Origin of the sequence: Rhodococcus sp. SB1D, from assembly GCF_048573875.1 — a bacterium.
In the GTDB taxonomy this organism is placed as follows: Bacteria; Actinomycetota; Actinomycetes; order Mycobacteriales; family Mycobacteriaceae; genus Rhodococcus_F; species Rhodococcus_F qingshengii.
Map to the genome: position 1 here is coordinate 49,270 of NZ_JBMAIQ010000013.1, position 15,806 is coordinate 65,075.

A 15,806-nucleotide genomic window follows, 5' to 3' on the forward strand; every position below is an offset into this window, starting at 1 on the left:
CGAGACAGCGTGTAACTAAAGCGGGGAGAGAAGGATGCGGCAGCAGTGGGGCCTGCGAGCAACGGCACTCGCAGCGACAGCAACGGCGCTTGTCGGTTGCTCCGTGGGCGGCGATGACGCAGACGCATCGGAAACAGGCGAGTCGTCGGCCGTACCTGCACCTCAGAAACTGCTCGCACTGGACGAGTTCGCAGCGCTCAACGCACTCACGCTCGGGGTCAAGCCCGATACGGTCTTCGCCACGCTGCAGTCGCAGGCGGCGAAGGAGATATTGCAGAGTGAGGGGATCGAGGTCGTCGACAAACCGACGTTCTTCCAATCACCAGATGTGGAGCAGATCGCGGCCGTTCATCCTGACCGAATCCTGCTCAGTGATGTCGGCTCGTTGACGTCGATCACCGCGCAGGCCAACGAGATTGCCCCGACGACGGTGCTCGCCTATGCGGCGCCGTGGCGCGAAGTTCTGAATACCGCGGCGACTGCACTGGGTCGAGAGTCCGAAGCTCGCGAAATCGTGTCGAGGCTCGAGACCAAATTTGCCGAAGTATCCGGAACGTTCGAGGCGCAACCGCAGACGCTGTCAGTGCTGGTGGGATTCTCCGGCGGCATGTACACCGTCATCCCACAGTCGCCGATGTCCTCGATCATCGAGGAAGCCGGTTTCGGGCGCCCGCAAGCCGAACTCGACGCGAAGATCGGCCCCAACACAGGTGTTGCCACGTCTTCGGTGTCGGGCGAGGAGGTCGGACAGCACGCGGCGGACGCGATGGTCGTGACCTCGGGCAACATCTACGACGGCGCTCTAGTTCACGCAAATCCACTGTTCAACGAGATCTCCGCAGTGAAGGCCGGACGCACGGCGGACGTGAGCGGTGAACTTTGGTTCGGCAGTTATCCTTTCGCGGTCTACTGGATCCTCGAAGACCTCGAGGCTCTTGCCGATCGCACTCTCACCGGCGCGGAACTCCAAGGCCGCATCGCATCCGACGCCGACGCAGTTACCCGATGGAAGGCGTTCTCGAAATGACGACGACACAGGCTACGAAAGCAGACATTTCATCTGAAGAGGCCGACGCATCACAAGGAGCGACGGCCGAAGCCTCGCAAGCCAAAGCTGAAGCGGCGGCGCACAAGAGCGCGCTTCGCGAACTCCTTGCGCCAGTTCGTACACGGACCACCATCGCGATGGTGATGCAGGTGATCGCCGCGGTCGCGGCCATCGTGCCGTACGTGGCCATCGCCGAGTTGGGTAAGACGCTGATCGTGGGCGGCGACATCGACTCGTCTCGCGTCTGGACGATCGTGTGGGTGGTCGTCTTCGGTCTGGGTATGCGTGCGTTCTTCGGAGGCGGTGCATTGATCGTGACGCACTTCGCCGATGTCAATCTTCAAGCTGTGCTTCGGCGTCGAATCGCAGCGACACTGGGTCGACTTCCACTGGGCTGGTTCACCTCCCACTCGTCCGGAACCGTGCGAAAAGCCGCGCAGAACGACATCTCCGATCTCCACTACCTGGTTGCGCACAGCGCCGTCGAGACCACCGGCGCCATTGCGGTGCCGCTCGTCGGGCTCGGCTACGTGATCTCGATCGACTGGCGTCTGGGACTGGTCGCGATTGCCACCCTCCCGATCTACATGATCGCCTACGCGATGATGACCAAGGACATGGCCGTCAAGATGAGCCGGATGAATGAGGGCATCGCGGCCATCAGCAACACCATCGTCGAGTTCGTCACCGGCATCGCAGTGGTCAAGACCTTCGGTCAGGACAAGCAGTCACATTCTCGATACCGCGACGCTGCCAAGGCGTTTGCCGTCTCGTACGAGGGCTGGGTTCGCCCGATGCTCCGGACCGAGGCGCTGGCCTCGATTGCGTTGAGCGCACCGGTTGTGCTGGTGGTCAACCTTGGCCTCGGCTCGTGGTTCGTTCACTCCGGATGGGTGTCACCCGTCGATGTGCTGACCAGTTCTCTTGTCGCGATGGTGATTCCGGTGTCGGTGACGACCATCGGTTTCGGTATGCAGGCTCGCCGTGAGGCAGCCGCCGCTGCGGCGCGACTGATCGCGCTGTTCGCAACCGACGCTCTGCCGGAAACCGATCATCCGAAAAAGCCTGTGGGGAACGAAGTTCGATTCTCCGGAGTTTCCTTTGCATACGACGACGGCGCCGACGTCCTGTCCGACATCGATCTGACGCTGCCGGAGGGCACGGTGACGGCGTTGGTCGGACCTTCGGGTTCGGGTAAGTCGACGCTGGCAACGCTGGTTCCGAGGTTCCACGACGTGCGTGCCGGATCCGTGGCCATCGGTGGTGTCGACGTCAGGGAAGTCGCTACCGACGAGCTGTACCGCCACGTCGGATTCGTTCTGCAGGACGTGCAGCTGGTCGAAGCGACCGTGCTCGACAACATTCGGCTTGCCCGACCGCAGGCGACTTCGGCCGAGGTGAAGGCCGCTGCCGCAGCCGCGCAGATCGACACCCGAATCGAAGCGCTCCCGAGGGGGTACGACTCGGTGGTCGGGGTCGACGCCAGATTCTCGGGTGGTGAAGCCCAAAGAGTCTCCATCGCGCGTGCGATTCTCGCGGACACTCCTGTTCTCGTGCTCGACGAGGCAACTGCGTTCGCCGACCCGGAGTCCGAAGCCGATATCCAAGAAGCGCTGTCGCGCTTGACGGTGGGGCGCACCGTGCTGGTGATCGCGCACCGGTTGGCTTCGATCGTGAGTGCCGATCAGATCGTGGTCCTCGACGCCGGACGGATCGTGGAGAAGGGCACGCACGATCAGCTCGTGGCGAGTGGTTCAACCTATGCGCGGATGTGGGCGAGTCACAGTCGGGCCGACTCGATTGAACACAGTCGGGCCGACTCGATTGAACGCAACACCGCAGGTAAGTCTGACGCAGCAGGAAAGGCCAACTCATGATTCGCGACCTCTTCCGGATACTCGGCCCGCAGAATCAGGGCCGCTATCGCGAGTTCCTGGTGTGGGCAGTGTTGTACGGCGTGATGCAGGGTTTGGCAGTGGCGCTTCTGGTCCCTGCGGTGCAGGCACTGTTCGATCAGAATTGGGGCAGTTTCGTTCGGTGGCTCGCCGCCATGGCCGTATGCGCTGTGATCAGTTCGATTGCGCACTACCTGCAGGCGATGAAGGGTTTCGAGTCGGCCCTCACTCTGCTGCGGACGATGCATCTGCGCCTGGGAGATCATCTCGTCACTCTGCCGCTCGGCTGGTTCGGCGCCGGCCGACTCGGGCAGGTATCGCAGGTTGCCAGCAAGGGCACCATCTCGGTGATGGGGGCGGCTGCGCACCTGATGACACCGATCATCTCCGGAATTGCCAGCCCGGCAACCATTGTCGTGTGCATGTTGTTCTTCGACTGGCGGCTCGGGCTCGCGCTGGTAATCAGCGTTCCAATTCTCTTCGCGGCAGCACGATTTGCCTCGACGATGACTGCCAAGGCCGACGATCGGGCCCATGCAGCGGCCGTCGAATCGAACAATCGAGTGCTCGAATACGCGCGTTGCCAACCGGTCCTGCGTGCTTTCGGACGCACCCACGGGGTGTACGAACCGCTCGACGACGCGATCGAAGCGCAACACACTGCGGGTCGTTCACAACTGTGGTTCGTGGTGATCGGGTCCGTGGTCAACGGGATCGCCCTGCAATTCGTGTTCTCTGCCGTGATCATCTTGGGCGCGTTCCTCGCGCTCGGCGGCGACATCGATCCGGTCACGTTGATCGCGCTACTCGGACTGACCGCACGGTTCATCCAGCCGCTGGGTGAGATCGGCGAGTTCGGCGGTGCAATCAGAATGGCGCGCAATGAAATCCGGCGAATGTCCGAGATCCTCGAAGTTGAACCAATGGTCGAACCCGATACCAGCGGGACGGCGACGGGGGAGACGGCAGTGCAGTTCGACGCCGTCGACTTCGGATACGCGGACGGTGGGCAGGTTCTGCGAAACATCTCCTTCGACGTGCCACGGAAGTCGTTGACGGCGTTGGTCGGTCCGTCAGGGTCCGGCAAAACGACCGTCACCCGGTTGATCTCGCGCTTCTACGACGTCGACTCCGGTGTGGTGCGTGTCTGCGGCGTCGACGTGCGGGACCTCACGAGTGCCGACCTGATGTCGCAGCTGTCTCTGGTCTTCCAGGACGTGTACCTCTTCGACGACACGTTGATCGCGAACATCCGCCTCGGCCGCCCCGAAGCCACGGACGAGGAAGTCTTCGACGTAGCTCGGATCGCGGGCGTCGCGGAAATCGTCGAGCGGCTTCCGCGGGGTTGGGACACCCGTGTCGGTGAGGGCGGGACGGCACTGTCCGGTGGAGAGCGGCAGCGGGTCTCCATTGCACGCGCACTCCTCAAACGCGCACCTGTCGTTCTGCTCGACGAGGCGACTGCCGCGCTCGATCCCGAGAACGAGGCACACGTTCAACGTGCGATGCAAGAACTCGCCAGGGAAAGCACACTGCTCGTGATCGCTCACAAACTGTCGACCGTCGTGGCCGCAGATCAGATCATCGTGCTCGGTGACGACGGTTCGATAGTCGAAGTGGGCACCCACGAAGTCCTGCTCGCAGCCGGTGGGAACTACGCCGCGTTCTGGAATCAGCGCCACCGTGCGTCGGGATGGCGGTTGGTGGCAAGCTGAGCAGAATGCAGACCGGAAAGAAGACGGGGCGGCCGCCGACGTTGTCGACAACGGACATCGTCGAGGCCGCCCTCGCCGGTGATCTGAGTGAACTGACCATGCCGAGCGTGGCAAAGCGGCTGGGCGTCAGTCATTCTGCACTTTATCGCTACTTCGCAGACCGCGAAGCGCTGCTGCGTGCCTGCTCGGATCATGTTGTGCGTCAGACTGTATGGCCCGATACGAATCGTCCGTGGCGCGAATTCCTGAAGGATTTCTGCGACGTTCTGTGGTCCTCGTTCGAGCGCTATCCAGGTCTGGCCCAGGTCGGTCTCGCAGTTCCGGGCACGCCGCCGGCGATAATCGAGATCGTGGAGAAACTGGTCGGTTCGTTGACTGCGCAAGGCTTCACACCCCACGATGCGATATTGGCGGTGGACTTCATCTCCGAGGTGACGATGACGCAGTTCGCAATGATGGCGGCGATGGACAAGACCGTCAGCTCCGCCGATTCACGTTCCGCGCGACAGGCGTATCAGGAAAGTTGGAATGCATCGGAGTCGTTGATCGAGGGAATCGGCGACGAATCGACGTGGCACGGGCGAGGTTGGTTGGACGAGAAGATCACGATCATGCTCGACGGCCTGGAAAAGCGTGTTATCGGCTGACATTTCTACTAGCTTTGAGAGTAATGCCCGTTTCGGCGTGATACAGGCTAATGTGCACACATAGGACGGGTGGTTGCTGCACCGGGAGGCGGGGATCATGGATCTCGAAGCGATTGTTCTCATCCAAAGACTCAAGTACCGATACGCACGCGCCTTGGACACCAAATCGTGGGTCGAATTCGCCGACACTCTGACCGTCGACGCCACCGCGATCTACGGAGAACAACTCAGTTTCGATTCCCGAGATTCGTTCGTCTCCTTCCTCGAGAACACTCTCGGATCACACATCATCACCGAACATCAGTGCGGGCAACCCGAGATCGACGTCGACGGAGACACCGCAACCGGGATCTGGTGCCTCGCGGACACAGTGGTCATCCCCGAAGACGGCATGCTGCTTCGCGGATCGGCCTTCTATCACGACAGATACACCCGCTGCAGCGACGGTGAATGGCGAATCTCCCACACGAGCTACGAGCGGACCTGGGAATCGGTGGTGGCGCTCGCCGACATGCCGAGTTTCCGATTGACGTCCAACAAGTGGGCGCTGCTGCAGCAACCGTCGTTCGGCGACTCGGTCGTTCGCAACGTCTCCTGAGGTCGCCCGCGATTAGAGTCGGCTCATGGTTGATGCAGATTTTTCGCTGCCTGACGTACGGACGTGGATTCGCGGTATCCCCGCGCTGACCGGAACTCCGCCGCCCGCGCCCGAGTGTTTTCCGGAAAAGCCGGGGGAGTTGTTCCTCGACTGGCTCCGTGCGGCCGTAGCCTTCGGCGTCGTCGAGCCACACGTGTGTGCGCTCTCGACCGTGGACGGCGACGGTATGCCTGATTCTCGCTTCCTCATCCTCAAGGACGTGACCGAGGGTGGGTTCTGGTTCTCTGGTTCAGCTGCTTCGCCGAAAGGCGTTGAGCTGAAAGAAAATCCGCGAGCATCGCTCGCCTTCTACTGGCGCGAAACAGGCCAACAGGTCCGGATTCGCGGAACGGTTCGCGAGGGCGACGACGCACTTCGACGCCGAGACTTCGTCGAACGCTCCGTCACGGCGAGAGCGGTGGCGACGGCAAGTGAGCAGAGCGAGGTGCTCGAAGACTTAGGGGCGTACGACGCGTCGGTGGCCGCTGCGGAAGCAAGAATCAGCGACGACCCAGGGTTCGTGTCGAAGGACTGGCGTGCGTGGTGCCTCGAGCCGGAGTCTGTCGAGTTCTGGCAGGCAGACTCCGGGCGTCGGCATCAGCGGTGGTTGTACCGGCGCGGCTCGGACCGAGCATGGACACGAGCAGTGCTGTGGCCCTAAGTGACAGCTGGGTCGAGCTCAGCTGGCGCTGATTTCCGGTGAAACGAGGTTGACGACAATCGACTGTCCGCCCAGCTTGGCGTGGATTTCGGGATGTTCGAACCCCGAGGACAACAGGTAGCTGCCGAGCATCGTGAGCAACTCGTCCAGATCCGTCGTGGGGTCGGAGGAATGTGTGCTCGAGGGTGAGGCCTGATTTGAGATGAGTTCGGTGTGGGTGAGTCGACCGGCCACTCGAACGGCGGCTACGCCCATCGCGTCGCGACGTACGACGGTACGACTCCGAGTTTCGAGCGTCCTCGATGATTCGCGTGTTGAAGCTGGCACTGAAAGGTCCTCTCCGCTGCTGTGTGCGGCCGTGGTTCGGGCAGGAAGCGGAAACGTGAATGCATCGGATTGCTTGGGTGCGGTCGACAGAAAATCCGCTGTGGCGGTGGGACTGGTGGAACCGTTACCCGTGGAAAGGTTGCTCCCAGAACCATTGCTTGCAGAACCATTGCTTGCAGAACCATTACTTGCGGAGCTATTGGCTCTCGATCCGTTGCCGGAACCGTTGGGGCCCACTATTCCGTGAGAATTCTTGTCTTCCATTGTTTCGCTCCTGATGCCCGTAAACAGACCGCCGGTTTGCTTAATCGACGCAAACATACCAGGAGTTGGTTTACGGTCACACCCCTTGTGGAGTTCGGCGTTGAATGCGCAGCCACATTGCGAAGCCCCACAGGACGAAGAATGCATAGACCAGATAGAGGATCGCCGAAGGGTAATAGCCGGCTCGGAAAAGAAGGGGAACACCAACGGCGTCGACGCCGATCCAGATGAGCCAGAATTCGGTCCAGCCGCGCGCCATGCCGTATGTCGCGAGGATGGAGCCGGTGAAGATCCAGGCCTCTGCCCACGCTCCGTACGAGCCGAGGAGGTCGAAGATCCAGGCGAAAGCGATTGTGCCGCTGGTCATGACGGCGATCATGGCGACGCGCTCGCGAGTTGTCGCCCAATGGGGCAGGACTGCGCGACCGGAGTCGCGTGCCCCGCGTCGCCACTGAGTCCACCCGTAGACGCTGACGGTGATGAACAACAACTGACGGCCGGCCTGGCCGTAGAGATTGAGCTCTTGCGGCGTGTGGAAAAGTGCGCCCATGAACACCGTGAACAACAAGGCATTTCCGGCTATACCGACGGGCCACGCCCATACCGAGCGTCGCGCGCCCGCGATCGCGGAGCCGATTCCGAACGCGTTTCCGATGATCTCTCGCCAGAGAATCGTGGCGCTGCCGATGTGCAGTTCGGCGTCGAACAGCGCCTCGATCAGGCTCATCAGTCCGCAGCAGCGACGAGGGGTTCGAGCGTCAGATCCGGGAGTTCCTTCTGGATGTACTGCAGGCGCCACTTGTCACTGACCAGGGCGAGCAGAACACCGTCGGAACGGGTGAAGACCTCCACACCGCGCTGACGGTTCAGTTCGACCTCGGACGCGGCGTCGGTACGGCGAGCCAATGCGTAGCCGAGCGGTTCCATCTTGGCCTCGACGTTGAACTCGGCCTTCATGCGCGCTGCGACGACCTCGAACTGCATCGGGCCGACAGCCGCCATGACGGGGGAGGCGTCGCCGCGGATGTCGTTGCGGAGAATCTGGACGACGCCCTCGGAATCGAGTTGGTCGACAGCACGGCGGAACTGCTTGTACTTGCCGGCGCTTTCGGCGCGCAGGATCGAGAAGTGTTCCGGCGCGAACGACGGGATCGGCGGGAACTCCACCTTCTTCTCGGTGTACAGCGTGTGGCCGGGTGCGAGTGCGGTGGCGTTGACGAGGCCGACGACGTCGCCGGGGAACGCGGATTCGACGGTGGAACGTTCACGTCCGAACACCGTCTGGGCGTACTTGGTCGTGAAGGGCTTGCCGGTTTGGGCGTGTGTGACAACCATGCCGCGCTCGAACACGCCGGAGACGATGCGCATGAACGCCAGACGGTCGCGGTGCGCGGTGTCCATACCGGCCTGCACCTTGAAGACGACCGCACTGAACGGATCGGTGACCTCGCGTGGCTTTCCGCTGAGGTCTTCGCGCCCACGCGGCGGCGGCGCCAATTCGACGAGGGTGTCGAGGATCTGGCGGACGCCGAAGTTGAGCATCGCGGACGCGAAGATCACCGGGGAAGTCTGACCGGCGAGGAACATCTCCTGATCGTGGTCCTGGCCGGTAGCGGAGAGCAGTTCACTCTCCTCGGCCGCGGTCTCCCACTCGGAGCCTTCCTTGGCGAGCGCCGCGTCGGCGTCCATGACCTCTTCGGGGGCGATCTTCGCGCCGCCTGCGGTGCGGGTGAAGCGGACGTACTCGCGAGCCTCACCGTCTTCACCGCGCCGCAGCAGTCCGCGGAAGTCGCCGGCGATGCCGACCGGCCAGTACAGGGGGGTGGGCGTGAGGCCGATCCGTTCGCTGATCTCGTCGAGCAGTTCGAGAGGAGTCTGACCGGGACGGTCCCACTTGTTGATGACGGTGATGACCGGAATGCCGCGGTGACGACACACCTGAAACAGCTTGAGCGTCTGCGGTTCGAGGCCCTTGGCAGCGTCGATGAGCATGACCGCCGCGTCGACGGCGGTCAGGACGCGGTACGTGTCCTCGGAGAAGTCGGAGTGACCGGGGGTGTCGACGAGGTTGATGACGTTGATCTGCTCGTCCGGGGTCTCGGAGGAGTGGTAGTTGAACTGCAGTGCGGTGGAACTGACGGAAATGCCGCGGGCTTTCTCCATCTCCATCCAGTCCGAGACCGTCGACTTGCGGCCTGCCTTGCCGTGGACGGCTCCTGCCTCCGAGATCTTCTTCGCGTGCAGTGCCAGCGCTTCGGTCAGCGTCGACTTTCCGGCGTCGGGATGCGAGATGACGGCGAAGGTGCGGCGACGCTCTGCCTCGGCGGACAGGCCCTTGGTCGTCGTCGTGACCGCGACCGACCCGCTCTCGGTTGAATCGGGGCCTTCGGTGTCGGACTGGACAGTCGAGTCGGAAGGGACGGTCGAGTCGGACGGGGTAGTCAACGAAGAACCTCTCGAAGTGGGCGTCGGTGCCGGCGACGTGCCGGTGCGCGGACAGGTGGAGAGTGCGGCAGCACAACAGAGAAAGGATACTCGCAGACCACGATGCAATAGCCACTGCGGCGTAACACTCGGCGAACGATCGCTGATTATCCATGTATGTGTGTGTTCGAACACACAGCCATTTGTGTCCTGCGAAGAGTTGCACTGATCGAAGAGTGACACTGACCGAGGAGTTGCGTTGAGCAAGTTCACCGAAGAGATGTATGCGACCGCCGCAGTCACCGACCGCGGCCTGGTGACGGGAGAGCCGGACAACGCTTTCCGTCAGACCTGGGGCGACATCCACCAGGAGGCTCGGCGCATGGCCGGCGGCCTGGCCGAGGTCGGTATCGATCGCGGCGTCGCGATCGGCATTCTCGCCGGACAGCCCGTCGACATCGCACCTGCCTGCCAGGCGACGTGGATGCGCGGTGCGTCGGTGACGATGCTGCATCAGCCGACCCCCCGAACGGATCTGGGCGTCTGGGCTCAGGACACCGAGACTGTGATCGACATGATCTCCGCGAAAGCCGTCATTCTGGGTGCGCCCTTCGACGCGGCCAAGCCGCTCCTCGAAGAGCGTGGCATCACCGTCGTGACGGTGGACGAGCTTCGCAGCGGAACGTCGATCGATCCCGTGGAGACGGCCGAATCGGATATCGCACTCCAGCAGTTGACGTCCGGTTCCACCGGTTCGCCCAAGGCCGTGCAGATCACGCACGAGAACTTCTACACAAATGCCTACGCCATGATCAACCGCATCAAGTTCTCCATCGAAGACGACGTGATGGTGAGCTGGCTTCCGCTCTTCCACGACATGGGCATGGTCGGTTTTCTCACGGTTCCGATGCAGGTGGGCGCAGAGGTCATCAGCATCACGCCGATGGATTTCCTGCGCACCCCGGTGCTGTGGGCCGAACTGATGGGCAAGTACGGCGGAACTGTCACCGCCGCACCGAACTTCGCGTACTCGCTCTTGGCTCGTCGACTCGCACAGGCGGAAGACGGGGCAGTCGACCTGTCCAGCGTCCGATACATGTGGAACGGCGCCGAGCCGGTGGATCCCGACACGATGGATGCACTCGCCGAGGCCGGTGCGCGTTTCGGTTTGAACCCGACTGCGCTGGCGCCCGTGTACGGAATGGCGGAAACCACGCTCGCCGTGTCGATTCCGGATCCCGATCAAGGTCAGGTCCTCGACTACGTCGATCCAGACTTTCTCGAATCGATGTCTCGAGCGGTGCCGTCCAATCGCCCCAACGCTCGTGCCCTCGCCACACTCGGCAAGATGGTGCCTGACCTCGAGGGACGCATCGTCGACCGTGACGGTCAGGTGCTTCCGGCCCGCGGTGTCGGAATCATCGAGGTTCGCGGCAAGGCAGTCACTCCCGGGTACGTCACGGTCGACGGACACAAGCCGGCCCAGGACGCCGACGGTTGGCTCGACACCGGTGACGTCGGGTACTTCACCGAGGAAGGACTGGTCGTGGTGTGCGGGCGAGTCAAGGACGTCATCATCATGGGCGGCCGGAACGTGTACCCCACAGACATCGAACGGGCGGCCGGAACCGTTGCCGGTGTGCGTCCCGGAAATGCCGTCGCGATTCGTCTCGACGCCGGCCAGAAGCGTGAGAGCTTTGCAGTCGCCGTCGAGACCAACGCTTTCGAAGATCCGGAAGAGGTCAAGCGTATCGAACGCGAAGTGGTCCACGCCGTGGTTGCCGACGTCGGTGTCCGACCTCGCGCCGTTGCGGTCCTGGGTCCCGGCAGTATCCCGAAGACGTCGTCGGGGAAGCTCCGCCGCGCGAATTCGGCTGCACTGCTGGGTAACTGACCGTCAGTGCAGGCGGTTCTGTGCGGCTTCCAACCCGAGTTCAAGCAGTAGCTCCACTGCATCCGCAGCCTCTTCGCATACGAGATCGAGTTCTTTTCGCTCCGTGGACGAGAACGGCTTGAGAACGTAGTCCGCCGGGTCCATGCGGCCCGGCGGACGACCGATCCCGACGCGCGTGCGCAGGTAGTCCTTGGTGGTCAACGAACTCGAAATGGACCGCAGGCCGTTGTGGCCGCCTTCGCCGCCGCCGAGTTTGAGTCTGATCGTCCCGAAATCGAGATCCAGTTCGTCGTGGACGACGATGATGTTCGCGGCGTCGACCGAGAAGAACCGTGCGAGACCGGCGACAGCGCCACCCGAGAGATTCATGTACGAGCGTGGTTTTCCGAGAATCACGCGCCGGCCGGCGAGGCGACCTTCGACGATTTCGGCACCACTCTTCTTGTGTACGTTGAACTTTCCGCCCATGCGCCCGGCAAGGGTGCCGGCGACCATGAAGCCGACGTTGTGCCGGGTCTTCTCGTACTGGGGGCCGGGATTACCCAGGCCGATGACGAGGGCGGTATCTGTGCTCAACGGACGCTACTTTCTGGCTTGATTTTTCCTGCTACGCACGAACGGCGCGTCACTCCGAATCGGAATGACGCGCCGCGCGCAGTGAGTTCTGTTGGAACCGAGAGGATCAGGCCTCTTCTGCAGCCTCGTCGGCGGCGGGAGCTTCTGCGCCCTCTTCGAGGTCTGCCTCGGTGGGTGCAGCAACGACGTTGACGATCAGGGTGTCGGCGTCAGCCTGCAGGGTCGAGCCCTTGGGCAGTTCGAGCTGGCTGGCCAGGATCTGGGTTCCGATCTCGAGACCCTCGACCGAAACCTCGATCTGCTCGGGGATGTGAAGCGCGTCGGCCTCGATGGAGATCGTGGATGCGTCCTGCGCGACCATCGTGCCTGCAGCAGCATCGCCGACGACGATGACGTTCACGTCGATCGTGACCTTCTCGCCCTTCTTGATGACGAGGAGGTCGGCGTGCTCGATGTAGTTGCGGATGGGGTGCACGACGACCGACTTGGTCAGTGCAACCTGCTCCGTGCCCTCGATGTCGAGGGTGAGGATGGCGTTGGTGCCGTGTGCACGGAGGATGGCGGCGAAGTCGCGAGCCGGCACATTGAGGTGGCGGGGATCTTCACCGTGGCCGTACAGAACCGTGGGGACCTGGCCGTCACGACGTGCGCGGCGAGCTGCGCCCTTGCCGAATTCGGTGCGGACGACGGCGACGAGGTTGTTTTCTTCAGACATGATGAAACGGCTCCTACAACTCACGGGGTTCGTGCTCGGTTTACTGACGTGTGGTTTTGCCTGCGGCAAGGCGGACAGGCGCGCACACGGCCAGGAGCGAAACGCTCGAGCTGAGCCGTAGCCGCGTCGATCACGGTAAACCTGCAACGTGTGGAACTGCTGCGATTCACCCTCGCCGAGACAACTTTGGATACGTTACCGGAGTTTGCTCCCGGCCGCTAATCGCAGGTGGTGGGGACCTGGCCGTGTGGACGTGGTTCGCGTCACATCGAAAGCGGTAGCCTGACGGAGTGACCACCGTGGGGAACGCTCCCGAAGGCAGTCGGCTCGGTGCCGTCGTGCCGGGTACCGACCTGTCGCAGCATGCTCGCCTACTCAGTCGGGTGCACGACGCAGTTCTCTCCGGCCAGGAACCACCGGCGCAGCCGCGGACCGTCGTGGCGCGGTCGTGGTCGAGGGTGGCCGCCGGCGGGCTCACGCCGGATCACTGCGGTGCGTCTACTGTTGCCGATTTCTCCGAGTTGGAGGCGAGGCGTTCGCGTACCGCGCTGCGAAGCGTTCTGCCCGAACTGCGAACCACGCTCACCGAGGTCGCCGAGGACGCGGGCTTCATCGTGGTCGTTGCCGACGCCGACGGTGTCCTGCTCTGGCGCGAAGGGGCGAAGACCGTCAAACGTGCGGCGGACGCTCTCGGGTTCGCGGAAGGCGCACGCTGGTCGGAGCAGTCGGTGGGGACCAACGCGATAGGTACCGCGCTGATCGAAGACTCTGCGGTGCAACTCTTCTCGGCCGAGCACTATGCGCCCACGCATCACAATTGGTCGTGTACCGGCTCGCCCGTGCACGACCCACGGACGGGCGAGATACTGGGCGTGGTGGACATCAGTGGATCCGCAGCTTCGGTGCATCCCACCACCGTCGCGCTGGTGCGCACCGCGGTTCGCCTCGCGGAGGCGACGCTGTGGCGCGAGCACGCGGCTTCGCTCGAGCGCCTGCGCTCGCGGGCGGCACCGCTGTTCGCGGCAGGAACAGGTCCGGCATTGGTGGTCGACGAGTACGGCTGGGTGGCCGGCGCCAGCGGGATTGCCGCGCCTGACCGCGTGGCAGCACCCAGTGCGGGAAAGCCCGTCATCGTGCCAGGTCTGGGGATGTGTCTGCCTGAGCCGCTCGGAGACGGCTGGCTGTTGCGCACCGGCGTCGGCGGGCCGTTGATCGAGCTGGAGCTGGCCCTCGGCGCATCGCCGCAGGTGACGGTGCGTGGTGACGCCAACTGGACGCGCGCGCTTTCGCCGCGTCACGCCCAGATCTTGCGGGCACTGGCAGCCGTCGGTCCGGCAGGTGTGGATGCCGCAGGCCTGAGCGAAGTGCTCTTCGGTGATCGCGAGCATGTCGTGGCAGTGCGCGCCGAGGTGTCCAGACTGAGGAAACACCTCGGCGCGGTCCTGCAGACTCAGCCGTACCGCTTTGCCGAGGGCGTGCGAGTTGTGGTGATCTAGCGCGCCGCGCTGATTCCGGCACGACGTCCGAAGAAGCTGCCGTCGCCGAGACTTGTCCCGCTGGCGTAACCGCCCGCACAGACACCGGACGTGCAGCGACCCGCTGCGAAAAGTCCGGGGATCGGCGCACCCGAGACGTGCAGAACCTCGGAATCGACGGTGGTCTTCAATCCTCCCAGCGTGAATCCGCCTGTGCGGCCACGGAGATCGATTGCCGCGAACGGGCCGACGATCGGCTTCACCCACTCGGACTTCTTGCCGAGCACCGGATCCGAACCTTCAGCCGCGTGCCGGTTGTAGAGGTCGACGGTGGATTGCAGCGATCCGGCGGGCAATCCCATCTCGGCTTCGAGTTCCTCGACGGTCTCCGCCACCCAGCTCGGCTGCGCCCGCAACTGTGCACTGGACGATTCGGCATTCATGCCTTCCTCGTACGCAGCTTCGTCGATCACGAGGAATGCCTGGTTGTCCTGCTGGAACAGCGTTGCCTGGCCGACGCGGCCGGGGTAGGTGTCCTCGGGGATGTATCGCTGACCGCGGCCGTTGACAAGAATGCCGCGCACCATCAACTGCGGGTCGCAGAAGAACGCGACCTCGGTGGCGTCCATGTGTGCGGTGTCGGCGCCGAGTGCCTGACCGATCTGGATTGCGCGGCCGTCGTGCGCCTCGATGGAGGCCGCCGGGTGGCCGAAGATACGCGGTGCGTTCGAGCGCACCATCTCGTTGTTGTACGCGAAGCTGCCCATCGCCAGCACGACTCCCTTGCGTGCGCGAATCGCGACGTCTTTGCCGTAACGCTTGGCGACGACGCCGACAACCCGATCGCCGTCTACCACCACAGTTTGGACGCGCAGATCGTATTCTGCTCGGACGCCGAGCTTTTCGGCCGTCTCGACGAGTGGCTTCATCAGCATGTAGCCGCCGCCCTTCTCGCCGGTGTTCTTCTCGGACATCTGCGGAACGTGTCCGCGGGGCGCGGGGTCGACGAGGGTGTTGAACGGCGCGGCGTTCTCGCCTCCCGAGTACATCAGGCCGTCGTCGTACGGCGGTTCCCAGCCGGGCTGACCCCAGAACGATTCCTTGAACGGGACCCCGGCGTCGACGAGCCAGTTGTAGTGATCGACGCTGCCCTCGCAGTACGCGTCGATCTTCGTATCGTCGGTTCCGGGGCCGAGCGCTGCCTTCATGAACGTCTTCATGTTCTCGACCGAGTCCTCGAACCCGCACGCCTTCTGCAACGGCGTTCCACCGCCCAGGTAGATGAATCCACCAGCCAGTGACGCGGCTCCGCCCCAACCGCCCGTCCGCTCCAGGACGAGCACCTCGGCGCCGGCACGAGCTGCTTCGATCGCAGCGGTGACGCCGGCGATGCCGTATCCCGCGATGACGACGTCGGCCTCGTAGTCCCAGGTGGTGATGTCGGCAGCGGAGATCGGTCTGACGGTGGGGTCGGCCATGCGAATAGTCCTCTCGGAAGGCGAAACTGCTGATCACCCCACAGTTGCAG

General features: G+C 63.3%; 14 protein-coding genes. 8 read left to right on the forward strand and 6 right to left on the reverse strand.

Annotation, left to right across the window (positions count from 1 at the left end):
• The first annotated feature begins 34 nt into the window (after window positions 1-34).
• From ACN50D_RS25340 to ACN50D_RS25365, 6 genes are all read left to right on the forward strand, one after another.
• Window positions 35-1,027 (forward strand): ABC transporter substrate-binding protein, encoded by a 993-nt coding sequence (locus ACN50D_RS25340; protein WP_211920671.1) that lies wholly within the window; start codon window positions 35-37, stop codon window positions 1,025-1,027.
• Window positions 1,024-2,925, forward strand: coding sequence for an ABC transporter ATP-binding protein (locus tag ACN50D_RS25345; RefSeq protein WP_249342784.1), 1,902 nt, complete (start codon window positions 1,024-1,026; stop codon window positions 2,923-2,925). Before ACN50D_RS25340 ends, ACN50D_RS25345 begins: the two co-directional genes overlap by 4 nt.
• Entirely contained in the window at window positions 2,922-4,658 is a 1,737-nt protein-coding gene (locus tag ACN50D_RS25350) for an ABC transporter ATP-binding protein (RefSeq protein WP_211920667.1), read from the forward strand. Before ACN50D_RS25345 ends, ACN50D_RS25350 begins: the two co-directional genes overlap by 4 nt.
• A 5-nt stretch (window positions 4,659-4,663) precedes the next feature.
• Window positions 4,664-5,305, forward strand: a complete 642-nt coding sequence (locus ACN50D_RS25355) for a TetR/AcrR family transcriptional regulator (protein ID WP_235867843.1) — start codon at window positions 4,664-4,666, stop codon at window positions 5,303-5,305.
• A 97-nt stretch (window positions 5,306-5,402) separates the two neighbouring features.
• Window positions 5,403-5,903, forward strand: coding sequence for a nuclear transport factor 2 family protein (locus tag ACN50D_RS25360; protein ID WP_003946235.1), 501 nt, complete (start codon window positions 5,403-5,405; stop codon window positions 5,901-5,903).
• A 25-nt stretch (window positions 5,904-5,928) separates the two neighbouring features.
• Window positions 5,929-6,603, forward strand: a complete 675-nt coding sequence (locus ACN50D_RS25365) for a pyridoxine/pyridoxamine 5'-phosphate oxidase (RefSeq protein ID WP_003946217.1) — start codon at window positions 5,929-5,931, stop codon at window positions 6,601-6,603.
• A gap of 18 nt (window positions 6,604-6,621) precedes the next feature.
• On the opposite strand, the gene ACN50D_RS25370 is transcribed toward ACN50D_RS25365, so the two are convergent.
• From ACN50D_RS25370 to ACN50D_RS25380, 3 genes are all read right to left on the reverse strand, one after another.
• Entirely contained in the window at window positions 6,622-6,930 is a 309-nt protein-coding gene (locus tag ACN50D_RS25370; protein WP_306665673.1) for a hypothetical protein, read from the reverse strand.
• Window positions 6,931-7,270: 340 nt separating this feature from the next.
• A complete protein-coding gene (gene pnuC, locus ACN50D_RS25375; protein ID WP_050654516.1) occupies window positions 7,271-7,921 on the reverse strand; it encodes a nicotinamide riboside transporter PnuC in 651 nt (216 codons plus the stop codon).
• Entirely contained in the window at window positions 7,921-9,525 is a 1,605-nt protein-coding gene (locus ACN50D_RS25380; RefSeq protein WP_135000451.1) for a peptide chain release factor 3, read from the reverse strand. The genes pnuC and ACN50D_RS25380 overlap by 1 nt, the downstream gene beginning before the upstream one ends.
• A 352-nt stretch (window positions 9,526-9,877) precedes the next feature.
• On the opposite strand from ACN50D_RS25380, the gene ACN50D_RS25385 reads away from it, so the two are divergent.
• Window positions 9,878-11,512: a fatty acyl-AMP ligase gene (locus tag ACN50D_RS25385; protein ID WP_007728923.1), complete on the forward strand. Its 1,635-nt coding sequence runs from the start codon at window positions 9,878-9,880 to the stop codon at window positions 11,510-11,512.
• Between the two features lie 3 nt (window positions 11,513-11,515).
• Here ACN50D_RS25385 and pth read toward each other — a convergent pair whose 3' ends face one another.
• Complete coding sequence (pth, locus tag ACN50D_RS25390) at window positions 11,516-12,088, reverse strand: aminoacyl-tRNA hydrolase (RefSeq protein WP_003946229.1); 573 nt, start codon at window positions 12,086-12,088, stop codon at window positions 11,516-11,518.
• 106 nt (window positions 12,089-12,194) lie between these two features.
• Complete coding sequence (locus ACN50D_RS25395; RefSeq protein ID WP_003946242.1) at window positions 12,195-12,803, reverse strand: 50S ribosomal protein L25/general stress protein Ctc; 609 nt, start codon at window positions 12,801-12,803, stop codon at window positions 12,195-12,197.
• Between the two features lie 290 nt (window positions 12,804-13,093).
• On the opposite strand from ACN50D_RS25395, the gene ACN50D_RS25400 reads away from it, so the two are divergent.
• Complete coding sequence (locus tag ACN50D_RS25400; RefSeq protein WP_307850414.1) at window positions 13,094-14,299, forward strand: GAF domain-containing protein; 1,206 nt, start codon at window positions 13,094-13,096, stop codon at window positions 14,297-14,299.
• Here the strand turns inward: ACN50D_RS25400 and ACN50D_RS25405 are convergent.
• On the reverse strand, window positions 14,296-15,756 hold the full coding sequence (locus tag ACN50D_RS25405; RefSeq protein WP_211920664.1) for an FAD-dependent oxidoreductase: 1,461 nt from the start codon (window positions 15,754-15,756) through the stop codon (window positions 14,296-14,298). The two genes, ACN50D_RS25400 and ACN50D_RS25405, sit on opposite strands and share 4 nt — an antisense overlap.
• Between the last annotated feature and the right edge of the window lie 50 nt (window positions 15,757-15,806).